This is a genomic window from Helicobacter sp. 11S02596-1 (genome assembly GCF_002272825.1).
In the GTDB taxonomy this organism is placed as follows: Bacteria; Campylobacterota; Campylobacteria; order Campylobacterales; family Helicobacteraceae; genus Helicobacter_J.
In genome coordinates this window covers 72,067-90,693 of sequence record NZ_MLAM01000009.1, presented here as the reverse complement: position 1 = coordinate 90,693, position 18,627 = coordinate 72,067, and the positions used below count along the sequence as shown (strand labels likewise).

The 18,627-nt window shown below is 40.2% G+C and carries 17 protein-coding genes; 7 read left to right on the top strand and 10 right to left on the bottom strand.

Annotated features, from left to right (window positions below; translation table 11 throughout):
• Positions 1–30 precede the first annotated feature (30 nt).
• Complete coding sequence (locus BJI48_RS06890) at positions 31–684, bottom strand: NAD(P)H-dependent oxidoreductase (RefSeq protein WP_095333319.1); 654 nt, start codon at positions 682–684, stop codon at positions 31–33.
• 145 nt (positions 685–829) lie between these two features.
• Here BJI48_RS06890 and BJI48_RS06885 point away from each other — a divergent pair, with 145 nt between their 5' ends.
• The 3 genes from BJI48_RS06885 to BJI48_RS06875 all read left to right on the top strand — a co-directional run bounded on the left by BJI48_RS06885 (position 830) and on the right by BJI48_RS06875 (position 2,981).
• A complete protein-coding gene (locus tag BJI48_RS06885; protein WP_095333317.1) occupies positions 830–1,663 on the top strand; it encodes a flagellar hook-basal body protein in 834 nt (277 codons plus the stop codon).
• An 824-nt stretch (positions 1,664–2,487) separates the two neighbouring features.
• Positions 2,488–2,712 (top strand): hypothetical protein, encoded by a 225-nt coding sequence (locus BJI48_RS06880; RefSeq protein ID WP_095333314.1) that lies wholly within the window; start codon positions 2,488–2,490, stop codon positions 2,710–2,712.
• Positions 2,709–2,981 carry a type II toxin-antitoxin system YafQ family toxin gene (locus BJI48_RS06875; RefSeq protein ID WP_095333312.1) on the top strand — a complete coding sequence of 91 codons (273 nt, stop codon included), beginning with the start codon at positions 2,709–2,711 and terminating at the stop codon, positions 2,979–2,981. Before BJI48_RS06880 ends, BJI48_RS06875 begins: the two co-directional genes overlap by 4 nt.
• 365 nt (positions 2,982–3,346) lie before the next feature.
• On the opposite strand, the gene BJI48_RS06870 is transcribed toward BJI48_RS06875, so the two are convergent.
• The 9 genes from BJI48_RS06870 to BJI48_RS06830 form a co-directional block, all read right to left on the bottom strand.
• Positions 3,347–4,291: an alpha/beta hydrolase-fold protein gene (locus BJI48_RS06870; protein WP_095333310.1), complete on the bottom strand. Its 945-nt coding sequence runs from the start codon at positions 4,289–4,291 to the stop codon at positions 3,347–3,349.
• A gap of 1 nt (position 4,292) precedes the next feature.
• Positions 4,293–5,312: a TonB-dependent receptor gene (locus BJI48_RS06865; RefSeq protein ID WP_095333308.1), complete on the bottom strand. Its 1,020-nt coding sequence runs from the start codon at positions 5,310–5,312 to the stop codon at positions 4,293–4,295.
• Positions 5,309–6,403: a TonB-dependent receptor plug domain-containing protein gene (locus BJI48_RS06860; RefSeq protein WP_095333306.1), complete on the bottom strand. Its 1,095-nt coding sequence runs from the start codon at positions 6,401–6,403 to the stop codon at positions 5,309–5,311. The genes BJI48_RS06865 and BJI48_RS06860 overlap by 4 nt, the downstream gene beginning before the upstream one ends.
• 222 nt (positions 6,404–6,625) lie before the next feature.
• Complete coding sequence (locus tag BJI48_RS06855) at positions 6,626–6,928, bottom strand: hypothetical protein (protein ID WP_095333304.1); 303 nt, start codon at positions 6,926–6,928, stop codon at positions 6,626–6,628.
• 145 nt (positions 6,929–7,073) lie between these two features.
• Positions 7,074–7,829, bottom strand: coding sequence for a glutamate racemase (gene murI, locus BJI48_RS06850; protein ID WP_095333302.1), 756 nt, complete (start codon positions 7,827–7,829; stop codon positions 7,074–7,076).
• 4 nt (positions 7,830–7,833) lie between these two features.
• Complete coding sequence (gene rho / locus BJI48_RS06845; protein ID WP_095333300.1) at positions 7,834–9,147, bottom strand: transcription termination factor Rho; 1,314 nt, start codon at positions 9,145–9,147, stop codon at positions 7,834–7,836.
• 124 nt (positions 9,148–9,271) lie between these two features.
• Positions 9,272–9,934 carry a response regulator gene (locus BJI48_RS06840; protein ID WP_095333298.1) on the bottom strand — a complete coding sequence of 221 codons (663 nt, stop codon included), beginning with the start codon at positions 9,932–9,934 and terminating at the stop codon, positions 9,272–9,274.
• Positions 9,935–9,938: 4 nt separating this feature from the next.
• Positions 9,939–11,498, bottom strand: coding sequence for a HAMP domain-containing sensor histidine kinase (locus BJI48_RS06835; protein ID WP_095333295.1), 1,560 nt, complete (start codon positions 11,496–11,498; stop codon positions 9,939–9,941).
• Positions 11,488–12,990 carry a hypothetical protein gene (locus BJI48_RS06830; RefSeq protein ID WP_095333293.1) on the bottom strand — a complete coding sequence of 501 codons (1,503 nt, stop codon included), beginning with the start codon at positions 12,988–12,990 and terminating at the stop codon, positions 11,488–11,490. Before BJI48_RS06830 ends, BJI48_RS06835 begins: the two co-directional genes overlap by 11 nt.
• A gap of 131 nt (positions 12,991–13,121) precedes the next feature.
• On the opposite strand from BJI48_RS06830, the gene BJI48_RS06825 reads away from it, so the two are divergent.
• The 4 genes from BJI48_RS06825 to BJI48_RS06810 all read left to right on the top strand — a co-directional run bounded on the left by BJI48_RS06825 (position 13,122) and on the right by BJI48_RS06810 (position 18,615).
• Complete coding sequence (locus BJI48_RS06825) at positions 13,122–14,759, top strand: cation:proton antiporter (protein WP_095333291.1); 1,638 nt, start codon at positions 13,122–13,124, stop codon at positions 14,757–14,759.
• 2 nt (positions 14,760–14,761) lie between these two features.
• Positions 14,762–16,504 (top strand): M3 family oligoendopeptidase, encoded by a 1,743-nt coding sequence (locus BJI48_RS06820; protein ID WP_095333343.1) that lies wholly within the window; start codon positions 14,762–14,764, stop codon positions 16,502–16,504.
• Complete coding sequence (locus BJI48_RS06815) at positions 16,501–16,971, top strand: hypothetical protein (protein ID WP_095333288.1); 471 nt, start codon at positions 16,501–16,503, stop codon at positions 16,969–16,971. The genes BJI48_RS06820 and BJI48_RS06815 overlap by 4 nt, the downstream gene beginning before the upstream one ends.
• A 78-nt stretch (positions 16,972–17,049) precedes the next feature.
• Entirely contained in the window at positions 17,050–18,615 is a 1,566-nt protein-coding gene (locus BJI48_RS06810; RefSeq protein WP_095333286.1) for a DUF5644 domain-containing protein, read from the top strand.
• Positions 18,616–18,627 lie beyond the last annotated feature (12 nt).

The following is an 18,627-nucleotide window of genomic DNA, read 5'->3' as shown; positions in this document are numbered from 1 at the left end:
AAAAGCATTTGTTGCTGGTTTTTGCAACACTCATTCAAACCAATGCAGGGCATTTTCGCTGGATTTTCGGTATTTGGGTGGGATTTTGTGCTCTATGCCATAGCCAAATGCTATCAAACACGCTGGCTCAAGCCCATCGATACTCATCAGTTTGTTTAAAATCATTTTCACCCCTGTTGCATAAAATCCCCCAATAATGCACGAATCAATATCAAGCAGTGCAGCCGTTTGGGTCATCTGCCCGATGGCGATAAAGCATTGTTCTCTCGCATAGGCGTTGATGAGTTTGTCATCACCTTTTAAGCGATGGTTGCGGATGGATTCTAGTGCGAGAGCCAAATCAGCCTTGTTGTAAGCCCGATGTGTCTCTTTGTCTTCATAAAGAGAGGCTAAATAATTTGAATCAGCGCGCAAAACCTCAGAAGTCAAATGGCACACGATAAGCAAATGCGAACAATCCTGTATTTGGTGCTTCCCGCCTGAAGAATCTTTTGCTATTTCTTCTTTGAGGGGTTGGGATGTGATAATGATAAATTTCCACGGCTCTAGCCCCAAAGAGCTTGGCGCAAACCTCCCGGCTTGGATAATGGGCTCAAAATCTTGCTCGGGGATTTTTTTGGTAGGGTCAAATTTTCTACAAGAATAACGGCGATACAATAGATCTAAAATTTCATTTTTTTGCATTGGAGTCCTTTTATGCTGGTTTGGGTGATATTAACAAATATTTTTACACGATAAACAAACTTTATCCCGCCTCATCGCCCAATAACTTATCAGGAATAAAATTTGCTTTAAATAGCTTAAAAACAAACCCAATAAAGAGGCTTCTATGCAAAATGGTTATTACGCCGCTACTGGCGGGATGGTTACCCAGTTTAATCGGCTCGATATCATCTCAAACAATCTTGCCAATCTCAATACCAATTCTTTCAAGCGTGATGATGTTGTCATCGGGGATTTTTTGAGGCTGTATCAAACCCACCAAGAAACCTTGCCGATAAGAAATCACACACGAGATGCTGCCAAATACATCAACCGCAATCTTGATCGCGTACCTATCATCTCTGAAGAATACACCGATAGGAGCATAGGGGCGATGAGCCAGACAGAAAATCCCTTGGATTTTGCCCTCCAAAACCCCAATGCTTTTTTTGCTATCCAAACCCCTGATGGCGTGCGATACACCCGTGATGGGAGCTTCACGATAGGGAGTGATGGGATGCTTAGCACCAAAGAAGGTTATCACGTCCTTAGCCGTGTGGGCTTGGATAATGAAGGCGGGATTATGCTCGCACAAGGTATGGAGATAGAAGCAGACAAAAATGGTAATCTTTATTTTAGAGACACCGCTAATGAAGCCATCGGGCAACCCTTAGCTGGTGGGGCGATTGCGGTTGTGAGCTTTGCTAATCCCAAATACCTCAAAAAAGTCGGCAAAAATCTCTATGAATACCCGCAAGACAAAATCGACCAAAGGGAAAATCTCATCACGCCAAACAGCCTAATGCAGTATTTTGTAGAAAAAAGCAATGTCAATGCGGTTACAGAGATGACCCAGCTGATTGAGACTAATCGTTTGGTAGATATGTATTCTAAAGTCCTCAAAACGCATATGGATGAACTCAACAACGAAGCTATTAGCAAGCTTGCTGTGCGGGCTTGATGGTTTTATTATGTTTTACTCGGTTTTCATTATGCGGACTCGATTCAGTTTTTTTCAACGAAAAAAATGAATCTGAAGACCATTCCAGCAGGCAGAGCCTGCTTCCATTCCTAAAGTAATCATCTCGGACCCAAAGCGTTACTTTGTGTATTGGAGATAAGTTTCTAAGGTTTTCATTATGTTTTACTCGATTCAGTTTTTGCAAACTGAATCTGAAGACCACTCACGAGAGCGAAGCCTATGGGTGGGTGGGTCAGTTTCGTTCCTAAAGCACAGGGTTATTCCCAGCTACCGCTGGTCATCAACCCGTTTTCTAAGGTTTGTTGTGTGGAATTGCTAACAAAAAAGCAATCTACGCTTTTTCATCTGAAATTACTAAGGGGGCGTGCAGGGGGAGCAGGGGTTTTAAAGGGGTGAGCTTTTACCCGCCCACCCAATAGCGCTTCGCAAGTCAGATAGGGCGGGCGGGAATACCCAGCACCCCTTTCTAGCGAATATAAGAAACAATCACTGGTCACACGGCTATGGAAAAAATCATTATTGTTTAAACGATTCACCGCGTGAATCTGAAGACCACTATGCAACTGCCACATTCCCTATGCCCGTCCTGCCGTCCAACTAGCGGTGCATATGGCAATTGCTCACGCGAAGCTAGTTAAGCCAAGCAGTTATCTTTTTTTAATGGCTCTCCTCTCATATTTAAGTTTGCCTTGAATATTCGAGATAAGTTTTATAGGTTTTTAAGTGGTATTTTGTGATAAAACCAACCATAAAAAAGGGCGGTTTTAAATGTGTTATAATCAAGCAAAAGCAAAGGAGTGAAGATGACTTTGATTATTGAGAATGTCAAAGATGAATTTGTCCCTGCATTTAGAGATTTAGCCAAAAGTGCCCAAGCAGACATTAAAGAAAATCAATCTCGTGAAATACCCAACCAAGAAACATTGGAGGCTATGAGGGAATCAGAAGACATATTGCAAGAAATAAAGGCAGGCAAAAGAAAACCATTTGAAAACTGGGCAGAAGCAAAAAAGGCACTTTTGGCGTGAAATATCGAATAGAATTTTCGAGCAAATTTAAAAAAGATTACAAAAAGATTCTCAAGCGTGGCGATGGAGGTATCACAGATTCAATCATTGAAAAATTAGCCAATGGTGAAGTCCTAGAGCCAAAATATAGAGACCACGCTTTGATTGGTAATTATGAGGGCTTTAGAGAATGCCATATCTTGCCTAATTTATTATTAATCTATAAAAAAGATAATGATGTCTTGGTGCTAACTTGTGTGCGTGTCGGCTCGCATAGCGAATGTTTTTAATCTCGCCCCAATCCCAATGCAAAATCATCCAAGCGCTTTTTGGTTTGAAACTTCTTCTTCAATAATATCAGGCGGGTTATCTTATTCCATAAAATATTTATCAAGGTTCATAAGGTTTTAATAGGTTGAAAAACTCACTCCCAACGAATGGTCTTCAGGTTTGTTTTTGCAAACTGAATCTGAAGACCGCTCCAACAGGCAGAGCCTGTTTTCGTTTCTAAAGTAACCATCTCGGACCCAAAGCAAAGCTTTGTGTATTGGAGATAAGGTTTTTAAGGTTTCAAGTCTGAAACTGCCTTGCCTTTGTCATAAGTGGTTATATCTTGCTTGTTATCGCCTCGCTGTTAAATCCTCTAAAAACCATTTCAAAACCTATTTTCGCATTTTGTGCTACCAAATGATTTTAGCGCAATACGCAAAGCATAGATGATTGAACTGCCGTGCGTTTGACCGGGGAATTTTACAAAACAGACATTTGTTTTTTGCGTTTCTTGTGTTTCTCGCACGCTTTGTGTTATTTGTCTTTCTTGCACGCCCCACCCGCCCTTTGAGAGCTTTTTTGCCAGGCTTTCTGCGGTAAATGGCGAAGATGAGGGTTTGTTTTCATATTCGCCAATCGTGATGGTAATCGATTTTGGCGGGTGTTTTTCAAGCGGTGTTTGCGATGGGGTTTTTGCCTTGATTTTTCTATCATCGTCTTGGGGAATAAAGCTCCCATCACCCCACCACAAAGATGGCGAAGCAGCGATATAATCGCTAAATGCTTCGGGGTGATAAAACATCACATAGAGGGCAAAAAGCCCACCAAAAGAATGCCCAAAAAGCGTTTGATTTTCGCTATCGATTGCGTAATGTTTGGCGATAAAGGGCTTGAGCGTATGGGTGATAAAATCATAAAAAAATTCCGCACCCCCGCCTTTTGCAAACTTCTCGCTATGAGCTATCTTTGTGCCATCGACTTTGGGGGTGTAGTCAAACGTGCGCCTTACAATATCATAGCCAAGCTCACCGGGATAGCCGATCGCTACGATGAGTGGGGGATTTGTGATAGGTTCATAGGCATTGAGAATCATTGGGAATTGTTTATTGCCATCAAGCATATACAAAACCCTGTATTTGCCGTGATTTTTCAAAGGGATGGCGAGGAAAATCTTATAATCTTTGCCTTGGGCGCTTTTGAGGATAAAATCCTTTATAGTAAAGTATTGATAAACCTTTTTTTGGATTTTGGGGATATTTTGGTTGGGTAGTGCGCTCAATTTTAACCCCACGCCCAAGCCCAAAAACACCGCTAAAGCAATGATTTTCATCTCAAAAATCCATATTCAAGCTGAGAAAATACCGCCTGCCCTCGTGGATATAGGCATAGTTATTGTTGTAAGAGATTTTTTTACCATCTTGGACCGCATAATAATCGATAAAATTATGATTGAGTAGATTATAGATACCAAAATGTAGCGTTATGCTCGGCGTGATGTTGTAGTTCCCGCCGAGGTGGAGCAAAAAATAAGGTTTGTAGTATTTGGGATTTTTCTCTTGCGCTTCTTGTAGCTGTTTGGATGTGGTAATCCTGCCGGGCATATTGAGCTGGTTTGCTTTGTATTCGCCCCGTAGATAAAGCCCGACTTTGGTGAGGGAATAATTCAAAGAGCCGTTGAAATTATGTTCAGGAATATCGGCTAATGGCAAACCTTTGCTTTCTCCAGACGTGATGAGCGAGCGGGTGAAAGTATAGTTGAGATTTAAGCCAATATCGCCATATCCGATGTTGATAGGTTTGATCGAAACAAACACTTCCGCTCCAGTGGTTTTGGCTTTGTCGGCATTGATATTGTATTCACAGCCACCACTTTTTTTTGAAGTATCATAGGGATTTTCGCATACGCCATTGGGCAAAGGCTCGCCTTGGGCTATGGGACCTGAAGATGTGATTTTGTCTTCAAAAAGATTATAAAATCCCGTGATACCCACATCAGTCCAATCTGTCTCGCTCAAAAGTGAGGCTTCAAAATTTATCGAACTTTCGGGTTTGAGTTTTGGATTGCCATAGATGAATCTGCCGTTTTTGCCATAGTTATAAAGCCCTTTTGATGTTGTATTGATGTCAGGGGTTTTGTAGCCAGTCGAAACCCCGCCTTTTAGCGTGATGTAATCGTGTGCGTTATAAACCAAATAAGCCCTCGGGGAGGTATTGAAGCCAAATGCGGAATTGTAATTTTCTCTAAACCCTAAGGTCAAGAATAAATTATCTAAAATAACCAATTCGCTTTCGGCAAATAACGCAGCGTTGTGTTGGTAGAGGAACGTTGCAACGCCTGCTTTGTCTGTCATACTGCTAAACCAATAGCGTCCCCCGAGTGTGATTTTGCCTGCCCCCCCCCCATTACGAGCTTGGAATCAATAATAACATCATCCCCGCGAAGCCCTCTATCGGTCGTGTCTTTTTTAAGATCGATGGGTCTGCCTGTCATTTGGGTGGCATTATATTGAATAGAGGTGTCGGTTTTGCCAAATGTGTAGCTCCCTAGGTGGGCGAAGATGAGATTGTTTCTTCTGGCGTGGATGGTTTTGTTTGCCGAGAGGCTCGTGATGGCGGGATTGGTATTATTGAGCCATTGGTCAGCATAAATAACATCGAGGTATAAGTAGTTTTTTTCATCAGGGGCGAATGCTAGCCTGCCCCCGAGATTGTAATTGTTTGTCTCGACAGAGACCTTGCCGGCGATGTATTGTGTGGGGTCTTCGGCGAGTTTGAAGTTATAAGCAGGCACAAATGCCCGATACCATTCTCTCCCACGCAAGGACAAGCTCCATTTTTTGGCTTTATCGATAGGTCCTGAAGTATAGAAATTGCCTGAATAAATATTGCCAAATTGTTTTTGTTCTTCAAAAGTGGTTTCTAGCGATATGCTCGTGCCCCATTCTTTGAGATTTTTTTTGGTGATGATATTGATGACCCCACCGATGGCATCGCTCCCATAAAGCGTGCTCATCGGACCGCGGATGACTTCTATGCGTTCGATCATCGCAATAGGGGGCAAAAATCCTGAAAACGTCCAGTCGCTATAGCCATTGGGGAATGCCCCGCCGGAGACATCTTGCCTCTTGCCATCGATCAAAATCAACGTGTATCCTGCAGGCATCCCACGAATCGAGATGGGGTAAGCGCCATTTTGCCCTTGATTGGTATCAATGCTAATACCCGGGATCAAAGATACGGCTTCCCCGATGTCTTTTATCGGTCTGTTTTTTAGCTGTTCTTGCGTAACTACCGAGATGGAAGCGGGGGCGTCTTTGAGATCTTGGGCAAAGCCACTTGCAGAGACGACGGATTTGTTGAGGGTGTATTCTTTGACTTCTGCATTTGCGAATATAGCCAATACTAATGATAAAAAAACTTTTGATTTTATGAGCTTATCCATTAAGAATCCTTGTAGAAAAATACGGGATTTTATAGGAATAATTCTTACAATTATATTAATAAAATATGATGTAATTTGGTCGGTGGGTTTGGGTTTTTCTAAAACTTAGATATGCCAATTTGATGGATTTTGTTTTATGCCTGTGTGTTTGTTTCGCAAATAATTAAAAGGAGCTTGGAGCAAAAAATAATCAAAGAGATGGGGGCAAATTAAAGCAATATTTTAAGAGATATTTTTACTGCTAGATTTTTTTGTATTTTTGCACCTTGTGTGCAGTTTGCTTTTTGAGTATTCAAAAAGTTTTTTGAGCCATTTTTGATAGATAAAATCATCGATAGTTTCAATCGGTGTTTTGTTATTACTGCTAAAGAATATCCATATGATGGTAAAAGGGAGATATAACAGACCGGTGAGAAAATACAAACCGATGATTTTTACCCCGAGGCTATTGAGGTCTTCGTTGTTTGGTAATAACAAGAAAATGACAACAAGAAATATACCGCTAATCAGGGCAGTTTTAACCATTCGTTAATCCTTATAAATATATTGTTTAATTTTATCAAAAAAGATTAATAATTAATATACAAAATTGAAATATGAGCCAAATATATTGGATGAATTGAAATCAAAACTACAATTAATCAATGTTTTATAGTAATAAATATTGGATTTATTTAGAAAAAAGCCATTCTTGAGCGGTTTTTTCGAGCGAAGAAACATTGCTTGAAGCATAAAAATGAAGTTTTGCTTGTTTTTTTGATGGATTTTGATGGATTTTGTGATTTTTTTGGAGATAATCAACGATCGCATCGCCTGAATGGATCAACTGGCTTTGGTGTTTGAAAAAACCATCAATAGCTGGGGCGATTAGCGGGAAGTGCGTGCAACCCAAAATGATCGCTTGCGGGGGGGTGGCTATCGATGAAAAATAATGCCACATTGTGGCGTCTAAAATCTCACCATCTTTCATACCCTCTTCGACAATGGGGACAAAAAGCCCGGTGGCGAGACTTTGGATTTGGTGATACCCACAGGCTTGGAGTTTGCATTCATAGGCTTTTGAGGCAATCGTGGCTTTGGTAGCGATGATGAGAATCGAGGCATTTTTGTCTTGTATTTTGTTTTTTACCGCTTGAATGCCCGGCTCAATGACCCCCACGATAGGCACCGAGCTTTTCTCTCTCATCGCTTCGATAGCATAGGCACTTGCGGTGTTGCAGGCGATGATGAGGATATCGATTTGGTGAGGGGCAAAAAAATCGAGTGCCTCAAGAGAAAATGAAATGATGGTTTGCTTGTCTTTGACGCCATAGGGGACTCTAGCTGTGTCGCCATAATAGATGATTTCATCAAACATTTGGGCGTTTAGAATGCTTTTTAGGACGGTCAGCCCGCCTACACCGCTGTCAAAAACACCTGCTTTCAAGGCATCACTCTTTTTCGTTCATCATATTGAGAAATTCATCATTGTCTTTTGTTTTTTGCATTTTTGAATAGATAAATGTCAAAGCTTCGATGTCATCCATTTGTTGCATTACATTGCGGAGCATCCATACTTTGGTAAGCTTGTCTTTTCCTAAGAGAAGGTCATCTTTTCTTGTGCCGGATTTTAGAATGTCAAAAGCGGGGTAGATCCGCCTATCGGCGATATTTCGAGCCAGCACGATTTCGCTGTTGCCTGTGCCTTTGAACTCTTCAAAAATAACCTCATCCATCCGTGAGCCTGTCTCAATCAGTGCCGTTGCGATGATGGTGAGGCTTCCCCCTTGCTCGATATTTCTTGCCGCGCCAAAAAATCGCTTGGGTTTGTGCAAGGCATTCGCATCCACACCACCGCTAAGCACCTTGCCACTTGAGGGCGTTACGGCGTTATAAGCTCTGGCAAGTCGGGTGATAGAATCAAGCAAAATCACAACATCTTTGCCCATCTCGATACGCCGTTTGGCACGCTCCAAGACCAATTCAGCCACACGGATGTGATTAGCAGAGGGGAGATCAAAGGTGGAGCTAAAGACCTGCCCTTTGACACTGCGTTGCATATCCGTAACTTCTTCGGGACGCTCATCGACCAAAAGCACGATGAGTTCGATTTCTGGGTGATTGTAAGTAATGCCGTGGGCGAGCTCTTTCATTAGCTCCGTTTTTCCGGTGCGTGGCGGGGCGACGATGAGGGCGCGCTGTCCTTTGCCGATGGGGCTAAAAAGATCGAGCATTCTGCCCGTTACTTTGGTTGGATCGTATTCGAGCTTGATTTGTTCGGTGGGGAAAAGCGGGGTGAGATTGTCAAAAAGCGGGCGATTTTTTATCTCTTCTAAAGAAAGATAATTCACTGCTTCGATTTTAAGTAGGGCGTAGTAGCGTTCTTGGTCTTTTGGGGAGCGGACTTGCCCGGTAACAATATCGCCATTTCGGAGTGCAAAGCGCCTGATTTGGGATTGGCTCACATAGGTGTCATTTTGGCTATCGCTAAAGACTTCATCAATCCCTCTTAAAAACCCATACCCCTCGTTTGTTGTCTCCAAAATCCCCGTAAAGAGAATATACCCGCCCTGACTGACTTGGGTTTTGAGGATCTCAAACATCAAGTCTTGGCGTTTGTATTCTTGCGGGTTTTCGATTTCGAGTTTATTAGCGATTTCGATAAGTTTTTCCATCGGCTTGGTGCGGAGTTCTTCGATACGATAACCATCTACAGGCGTATGGGTTCGGGTTTTTGAGACATTGGGATTTTGTTCTGTGGTCATTTTTTTCCTTGGAAATTTCCCCTAATCAAAATGCGGAGCAATCAGATTTTGGATATTGGAGTTTTTTGAATGTAAGGCTTGTATTTTATACAAACCTTACATTAAAGTCAAGAATATTTTGGAATCAATCTTTGATAGTGATGTCGGGATGGATTTTATAGACTTTATTTTTGATTTTTATGAGCAAGCCCACTTCGATGAGTTGTTTGAATGTCTTGACAATGGTAGGTTTGGAGACATTCAGATGGGAGATGATATCTTCATACGAGCCATAATATACGTGATCTTCATCGCAATTTTCAAGCAAAAATTTGATGATTTCTATTTTTTTGCCCCCGACAAATGCAGAAATCGCATTGATAAGGAGATTTTTTGATTCAAGCTCGAGTGCTTGGAGTTTGGGTAACATCGCTTTTTGGAGCGTATTGAGAAGCTCATCGACATCAAGGGGCTTTAAGATATAGCCATCGACTTTTAGGCTGATAGCATCCAAAAGATAGGGAACTTCTGTATGGGCTGTTGTGATAAGCACGGGGCAGAAGGGATTAGTCTTGCCATTTCGGATGGCTTTGATGAGTTCGATACCATTGAGTTTTGGCATCAAAATATCTGTCAAAACCACATCGATATTGTGCGTGTCAAAGATATTGAGTGCTTCTTGACCATTTTTTGCCAAAATCAGTCTGCCTACATAATCTTCTAGCACAATCGAGGTAATGCGCTGTGTGTCCTCATCATCTTCTACATATAAGACGGTCAGGTTTTTTAAATCTTCATATTTATTCATATGCTTATCCTTTTTGTTGATTTTGTTTCAAAGGTAATTCTATCAAAAAAATCGCTCCATAATAACTTTCTGCTGAGATTTTACTTATCCAATTTGCATTTGAGGCAGAAATTACCCCATACATTTGCCTTTCAATGATTTGTTTTGTCATATAAAGACCAATGCCTGTCCCTACGGATTTATGCTTGGTGGTGAAGTAAGGTTCAAATATTTTGTTTATATTTTCTGATTTAATACCCCCGGCGTTGTCTTTTACCACGATTTGGGCGCAATCATCTTCGATATTTAGATCGATTTCGCAGACCCCATTGCTGATTTTTTGTTCTAATATCGCATCATAAGCGTTTTTTATCAGGTTTAAAATCACTTGCGTGAATGCGTTTTCGTGCCCATAAAATTTAATATCATCTTCAATATAAGTGCCGATACTGATGTTTTTTTGCCTCAAGCTAGGATGGACGATTTTGATCGAATCTTGAATCGCTTTGGTGAGTGAAAATTCGTTCTTACTTTTATCAAGGCGGAAAAAATTTCTAAAATTTTCTATCGTCGCAGACATATTTTTGGCGATTCTTAGGGCATCTTCGGTTTGTTTGTCGATAAAATGCTTATCAAGCTTGCCATTGTTGAATTTGATTTTGAAACTTTGGATGAGGATCAAAAGCGAGTTGAGTGGCTGTCTCCATTGATGGGCGATATTTTGGATCATCTCTCCCATTGAAGCCAAGCGGGCTTGCTGATACATAATCTGGTCTTTTTGGCGGGATTGCTCGACTTCGTATTCGATAGTTTTTTGGAGATTGATATTCATTTCTTTGAGTTTTTTTGTTTTTTCATCGATGGCTTTTTGGAGTTCTTGATTGGTATTTTTGATATAGGTGAGGACGAGATTGGACAAAAATAGCGTCATAAAAATAACGATAAACATAAAAACCAACAACACAACTAAGGTGATTTTATAAATCATATTGGTCGTGGAATTTTTTAGCACCGAGATTTTGAGGTGGAGTTTGATAATATCAGAAATGATTTCATTGATATTGACACTCAGGCTAATGAGGGTTTTGATATCTTCTTGGTAGTGCTGGGAGTTTTTGAGATAGAGCTTTGTCAGCAAGGCATTGGTTGTGTGGATAATGCGATCGACCTTGCGTATTTCATCAAATTCTTGTTGGCGGTATTCTTGCATTTGGGCGTAGGATTCTTTGGAAAAATTTTTTTGATAAAACTGCTTGATTTGGTGGAGAAAATTATTTTCTGGTCTCCTGAGGATTTTGTATTCATCCCATAGATGGAGCATTCGATTTTGGTTTGAAAAAATATCCATTTTTTGATTGATATAATTCATCACATCAATGAGATAAAAGTCTTGGATTTGTTTGAGTTTTTGGATTTCTTGGATCTGGCTGGGGAAGTTGGTCTCATAATCGTGCTTGAGACCGCTTAGTGTCAAAAACGACGTGATACATACGAGCAAAAATCCAATCGTGATGGTAGCGATAAGCATTTTTGTTTGGATTTGGAGATTTTGGTTGCTGTGGATTCTTGGGGTGTCAAAGTTCAAGTTTGATTCCTCCTATGGCGTTTGAAAGGGCGGTTACAAGCATATTATACTCGATAAATTTACTCTGGCTTTTTTCTTTTTCTTCTTCGATAGCGTGTTCAATATTTTTTTGTTTTTGTATGAGTTCAAGCTTTTTATTTCGGATTTGTTCGATTTGTTTGTTGCAGATTTCGATTTGATTGAGCAAGGATTTTTTCTCCTCAAGATATTTTGTCAAGCTCACGCTGATGGTTTCTTTTTGGATCATCTCATCGCCTCGAAGACTCAAAAGTTCTTTCTTTTTTTTCTCATAAATCGCATCGGTTTGGCTTAAAGTCTTGTTTTTTTCTGCGATTTGATTTTGGATTTCGTTGATGTCAGTTTCGAGATTGAGACCAGCTTGCTTGGCTTTTTGGATACCATTTTGCAAGGCATTGATTCTGATTTGGACTTCAAATCTTTCATTAACAACGTTTTGTATTTTTGCCAAACTATATTTTTCACCTTTGTTATCCAAGATGATGGGGGCAAAAACCTCCTGATTTTCGATACGCACGATTTGCCCACGATAAAACGAAACAAAATCCATCGCGCCTTTGGATTTTTGATAAACGAGTTCGAGCAACCTTTTGGCAACTTCTTCAAAAATCAAATGCCTCCGAGAGCGGACTTTTTCTTCTGCAAAGCAGGTTTGGAGCATACTTGGGATCTTTTCACCAAGGATTTCTTCTAAATGCAAGCGCAATTCTTGCGTCATATAAAAATGGAAATTTTTATAAAATTCCATATTTGAGGTGTTATCTAGGTCTATTTTTGTATCCAAAACATAAGCGGTGCTTTTTAAAATCAAATCATCCAGATTGATATTTTTGAGATGGTTATTGATTTTGAACCTGTCTTCATCGCTAAGGAGACGCTCGGCGCTGAGTTTTTGCACGCTACGGATTTCGTTGCTGATTTTTACAAAATTGAAGTCAAATGTTTTGAGATAGACGCCAAGCTTGGAAAAAAACAGCCCGTCTCGGGAATTGAAGTTAAACGTTTTTTTGACCGCATTGCGGACAACATCGCGAAAAACCAATTCATTGTCCGAATCCACGCAGGTTCTGGCGTATTCAAAAATCTGATTAAAGTCTTCTTGGGAAAGGGGTTTGTCATCTGAAATTTCGGATTTGAATTGATTTTTGTTATCTTGAAGCCATTTACTCAAGAAAAAAATACTCAAGTTGGCATTGGGGTCTTTGATGACTGCAGAGACGGAGATATTTTTGCTTTTGTCAAAATAAATAAAGGCATTCATCCCGTTTTTTCTGTAAAAATCCGCAATACTTCTTCGGACATATTCTTGGCAATTTTGATCACCAGAATCGATGGGGTGATCTTGGAGTATTTTTTTGATCTCAAAAGATAGATTTCCGATAATATTTTGATTAAAATCAACAAGACTTTTTGATCGCATACGACCTTGTTCAAGCATATCCATCGTGATAGTGTATAGCAATGAACAATCCACTTAAAGCCTTTTGTAGTATGATTACAATTTTAATTGAGCCATTATAACAAAAAAGTAAATAATATATTCTAGTTTTTAGGGAGGTTAGTGTCATAGAAGAAGTATTTTATATCACGGTTGCTGGCATTTTAATGTCCATTATTATCAATCTATTTTTGAAGCGGTTTGATATGCCCGTTATCATTGGTTACATCCTTACCGGCGTGGCGATTGTCTATCTTTTTGGGATAGAAAGTTCTGAGACTTTATCAGGGATTGCAGATCTCGGGATTGTGTTTTTGATGTTTATGATTGGGCTGGAATTTAGCTTTGATAGACTCGCTTCGATGAAACAAGAGGTTTTGCTCTTTGGGATTTTGCAAGTCGTAGCAACGATGTTAGTGTTTTTTGGGCTGAGTTATTATATCTTTGGACTTTCCTTAGTGGCTTCATTGGTCGTGGGTATGGCATTTTCGCTGTCTTCTACAGCGATTGTTTTGAAATATTTTGAAGAAAATAAACAACTCAACACCGTTGCAGGCAGGAGCGTTGTAGGGATTTTGATTATGCAAGATATTGCGGTTATCCCTATTTTGCTCGTTTTGGCACTCCTTAGCAATGAAGGCTCTAGCTTGGGAAGCTTGCTGTTAAAGACACTGATTTCTGGACTTATTGTTTTGGTGATCCTCTTGCTCCCCGGGAGATATTTTGCTACCAAAATCCTCAATCTCGCCGCTAATAGCCGATTGCCAGAGTTATTTATCGGGACGATTTTACTCATCGTGCTCGGTGCGGCGAGCGTGAGCCATTTTTTTGGTTTTTCGATGTCTTTGGGGGCATTTATCGCAGGGATGGCGATTTCAAAATCCCGCTACAAATATCAAGTAGAAGCGGATTTATCGCATTTTCGTGATATTTTATTGGGCTTGTTTTTTGTTACCGTTGGGATGCAGATCAATCTCCCTTTTCTCTTTTCGCAATTTTTTGCGATTGTGCTTTTGCTTTGTGGGGTGATGGTGTTAAAAATCGCTTTGATTTATGGGATTCTAAAAGTTTTTAGAAGTTCTGAAAGTTCGATGAAAACGGCATTATCGCTATCACAAATCGGGGAGTTTTCTTTTGTTGTATTTTTGAATGCCCATATTAGCAATCTTTTTGATTTTGAAGAAAGCGGGATTTTGCCCTATCTGCAAGCAAAAGGGATCATCACCATCACGCCAGCGGATTTGCACCAATTTTTGGTTTTGATGGTGATTTTTTCTATGCTTATCACGCCATTTATCTTGAAATATCTCAACCCGATTACCGGCTATATCCTCAAAAAACGTTTGCATTATGGGATCAAAAAGGATCAAAATGTCCAAATTTCTATCCCACCTCAAGACCATATCATTGTCGTGGGTTATGGCACATATGGTTCAGAAGTCGTGCGAATCCTTAAGCAATCGGGTGCGAGATATGTTGCGGTTGATTGCAATATCGCCCAAGTCGAGCTGGGTGAAAAAGCCAAAGATAATGTTATTTTTGGGAATATCACCCAAGAGCGCTTTTTGGAAAAACTCAAGCTTGAATCTGCAAAATGCGTTATTATTACCGTTGATAATACCAGTATTATCAAGGCGATTTGTGATAGAATTTTAGGCATTGCGCCCGGAGTTGATGTGATCGCAAAAGTCGATTGCAAGATCGAAGAGGAGGAATTAGACAGGCTTAATGTTACTAGTATCAACAGCAAGCGTGAAATCGCCCACTTGCTAGCACAATATGCTTTGAATAAAAAGGATAAGTGATGATGAAAAAAATAGAACACCGATGGGATTTGCGGGCTCTTTTTAAGGATACAAGGGAGCTAGAAGATTATCTTTTTAAGACAGAAAAAAAAGCCAAAGCCTATGAGAAAAAAACCGCCAGCACGCTTGGCTCACTCTCGCCTTTGGAATTTCAAAAAGCGCTTGAAACCTATGAGGAGCTTATTGAGGGGATTTCTAGGGCGATGACCTATGTGTTTTTGGTGTTTGCCTCGGATACGACAAAAGGGGATTTTTATGCCAAATACGAACTTATTATCAATGCCATACAAAAGCATATTGTCTTTTTTGAAATCGAATTTTGCGCCCTTGAAGCCAAAAAACAAAAACTTTTGATAAGCAAAATCAAAAAATACGCCCATTATCTCCAAACCCTCACACAAAAAAAACCCCACCGCCTTTCCTTGCCTGAAGAAAAGGTGCTTTTAGCGACATCTCCTGTCGGCGTAGGAGCATTTTCGAGGCTTTTTGATGAATATTTATCCGCACTCAAAATCCCCTATGAAAATAAGATTTTAAGCGAGGAAGAAATCCTGGCACTTCTCCATCATAGCGATAGAAAGACAAGAAAAAAGGCACAAAAATCGTTTAGTGCGACGCTAAAAACATCAAGTTTTTTGCTCACATATATCCTCAATATGGTGCGCAAGGATCTCCATATCGAAACGGAGTTGCGCCATTATGAGAAAAAAGAGTCGTTCCGCCATATTGATAATCAAATCACACAAAAAAGCGTTGATAGTATGATTGAGATCGTGAATGCAAATTTTGCTTTGGTGCATCGGTATTACGGGATCAAATCCCAGATTTTGGGGTATAAGCTCAAAGATTACGATCGCTACGCACCGATTTTGACACAAAAAAGCGTAAATCAGCAGGTAAGCTACCAAGAGGCACTTGATTGGGTTTTGAAAGCGTTCAAAGATTTTTCCCCGCTGTTTTATCAAATCGCCTCAAAGGCTATAGAAAATGGCTGGGTGGATTCTCACCCCAGAGCCTCCAAACGTGGCGGTGCTTTTAGCCACGGCGCTGTGCCTTGCGCCCACCCGTATGTATTGTTAAATTTTACCGGCAATCGGCGGGACGCCTTTACGATTGCACACGAATTTGGGCATATGGTCCATCAAGAGCTCAGCAAAAGCGTGGGTTGTCTGAATATGGATACGCCCCTAACGACGGCAGAAACCGCCTCGGTTTTTGCTGAAATGCTTTTGTTTGAAAGTCTCAAATCCAATCTCTCCCCTACAGAACTCCGTGCGATCTATGCAGGGAAGCTCGAAGATATTTTTTCAACGCTTTTTCGGCAAGTGGTGATGACAAATTTTGAGCGCAGGATACACACAGAAGAAAATGAGCTTAAAGCCGAAGATTTTGATAAGATTTGGCGAGAAGAAAATCAAAAAATGTTTGGTAAAAGTCTCAAACTTACAAAAAATTATGACCGGTGGTGGAGTTATATCCCGCATTTTATCCATTCGCCATTTTATTGTTATGCCTACAGCTACGGGCAGTTGCTCGTTTTGGCGTTATTTGGGCTTTATAAAAGTGGCAAAAATAAGGATTTTGTTCAAACGTATATTGAATTTTTAAGCAAGGGCGGGAGTGAGAGTCCCAAGGATTTGGTTGGGGCATTTGGATTTGATATTGAAGATGAAGCATTTTGGAAAATCGGTATGGATGAGGTGAGGCGAATGCTTGAGGAGTTTGAAAGGTTGGGTGTTGTATGAGTATTTTAGGAGAATACAACCAGCTAAGCAATCGGCATTGCTTTGAAAATATCAATTTTTTAGCGCACAATAATCTGAATTTTTGCATTTTGTGCGATTTGTCAAAAGTTAGCTTTGAACCGCCCTTGCCCCAAGAGATTTTTGAAAAATTTGGTCCTTTGGTGCTATTTGTTTTGGCGGGCTATACTTTTGAGAGTTTGCGTGTTTTTGACGATAGTGTGGCGTTTGAAGCCGGATTTGGCAAAGACAATATCGGCAGTGTCGTGAGCGTGTCTTTAGAGGGCATTATCCAAGTTATTGTAAAAGATAAAAAAGATAATAATATCGTGCTTTTCAATCGCTATGATATGAGCTTAGTTTTTGGTAATCCCGATGAAGAGGCAATGCAAGACTCGATGGAGGCGATTTTGTCTAATCCGCAAAATCGTGAGATTATGCAAGCACTCCAGAAGAATGGAAAAACTTGAATAGTAACCAAAACATTGTCTTTGGTTTTGTGGCAGAATCGGTAAAATCTAAGCTTAATTTTTATGAAGGATTATCCAATGAGTATCCATAAACTGCACCTGAGTGTTTTTAGATTTGACGCAAAAAGAGATTATAACCCTGCTTATGAAAAATGTGATTTTGAATATGATCCAGAGAGTTTGCTATCAAATGTCTTAGAATCTTTGCCTTTGCGGGATTTGGCATATGATAAAACTATCGCGTTAAAAATCAATCAAATCGCTGTTTTTGAGGATTTGTCTGTTTCAGATTTGGTTGTGAGATTTGGCAAAGAATGGGTGCTTGAACCTATTTCTATAAAATACGCTTTCAAGGATTTATGTATCGACAAACAGGCGGTTTTGGGCTTTTACCAGCGTTTTTTAGATGGCGGGGATTTTTTGAGTGCCACAGAAAAAGCCGAGCTTACAAAATTTCTCAATATCAATTTTATCTCACCACAAAGAAATCCTGATTATTTTGGAGATGGCTTTTTTTTATATGTCAAATGGCTTTTTATGCGCCATCCAAAAGAAGCCAAACGCTTGCTTGAAAGTATCGCTGAGCCAAAAAATGGCGTGATGAATTTTGTGAGCGTGAAGCATTTTGTTTATCCTGAAAGCGATGGTATTGATAAAGAAATATTTGAAATCCAAAAAATGCTAACGCAAGCCTCAAAATGCCCATTTGCTGGGAATAGCTGGAGTAAGTTTTCTCAAAATGTCGATTCAAAATACCAATTTGCACCTGCTTTGCCACCGCAAAAATCCTCTGAACTTACCTATGCTATTTTTAACGGCTATGAAAAAGGCTGGAATACCGCCCCGCTCCTTAGAAGTGCGAAGATATTATTAGAAAAAATGGGGCTAAAGACTTTGGATTTGCATTTTTGTTTTGATGGGGGGTATTGGGGGCGGTTGTGCGATCTTGAGAAGTTTTTGCTTGCTAATGCTTATAATCTCGCACTCGCCCAGCATAATGGTGCGGTTTTGCTGTGTTGTGATGAAGACGCTTATATCAATGCGCTTTATGCCAAAAAGATTTTAGATAGCGATGAAAGCGCCGATCAACAGGTGCTTGAAAGTATCAATAAAAAGCTCAAATCTTATGGTTTGAGCTATGAACGCACTTCGAGCAACAATGCAGGCGTAAAATACCTCAATGAAATGATTGCAAATGAGCTAAAATACGATGTTATTCAGAGTTTTGAGGGTTTTGAAACATTGCTTTTTCACGGCTCATTGTTTGGGTTTTCTTCGGATGGAATCGATAAAATTTGCTATGATGAAATGTTTAAAAAAATCTCTTTAAAGCACCATCAAGCAAGCGTCCAAAACGAGTCATATGCCCATTTGTTTGATGTGTTTAAACCCTCTGCACTCAAGCAATCAGGCGCCATTTACTATGAAGCGATTGATTTGGGGGTTGATTTTTTATTGACAACATCACTCGGGCAGTTTGAAATGCTCGATACACACGCCAAAAAGGCTTCCAAAGCCTATCGGCGGGATTTTGATTCTACGCCAACATTGTTTTTGTCTGAATTGGTTTTGCTAGCTATGGGTGAGCGGGATTCTCAAAAAATTGGCTTGCATTTGCATAAAAATCGGGTTGGTTTTATATAATTTGAATCAAAC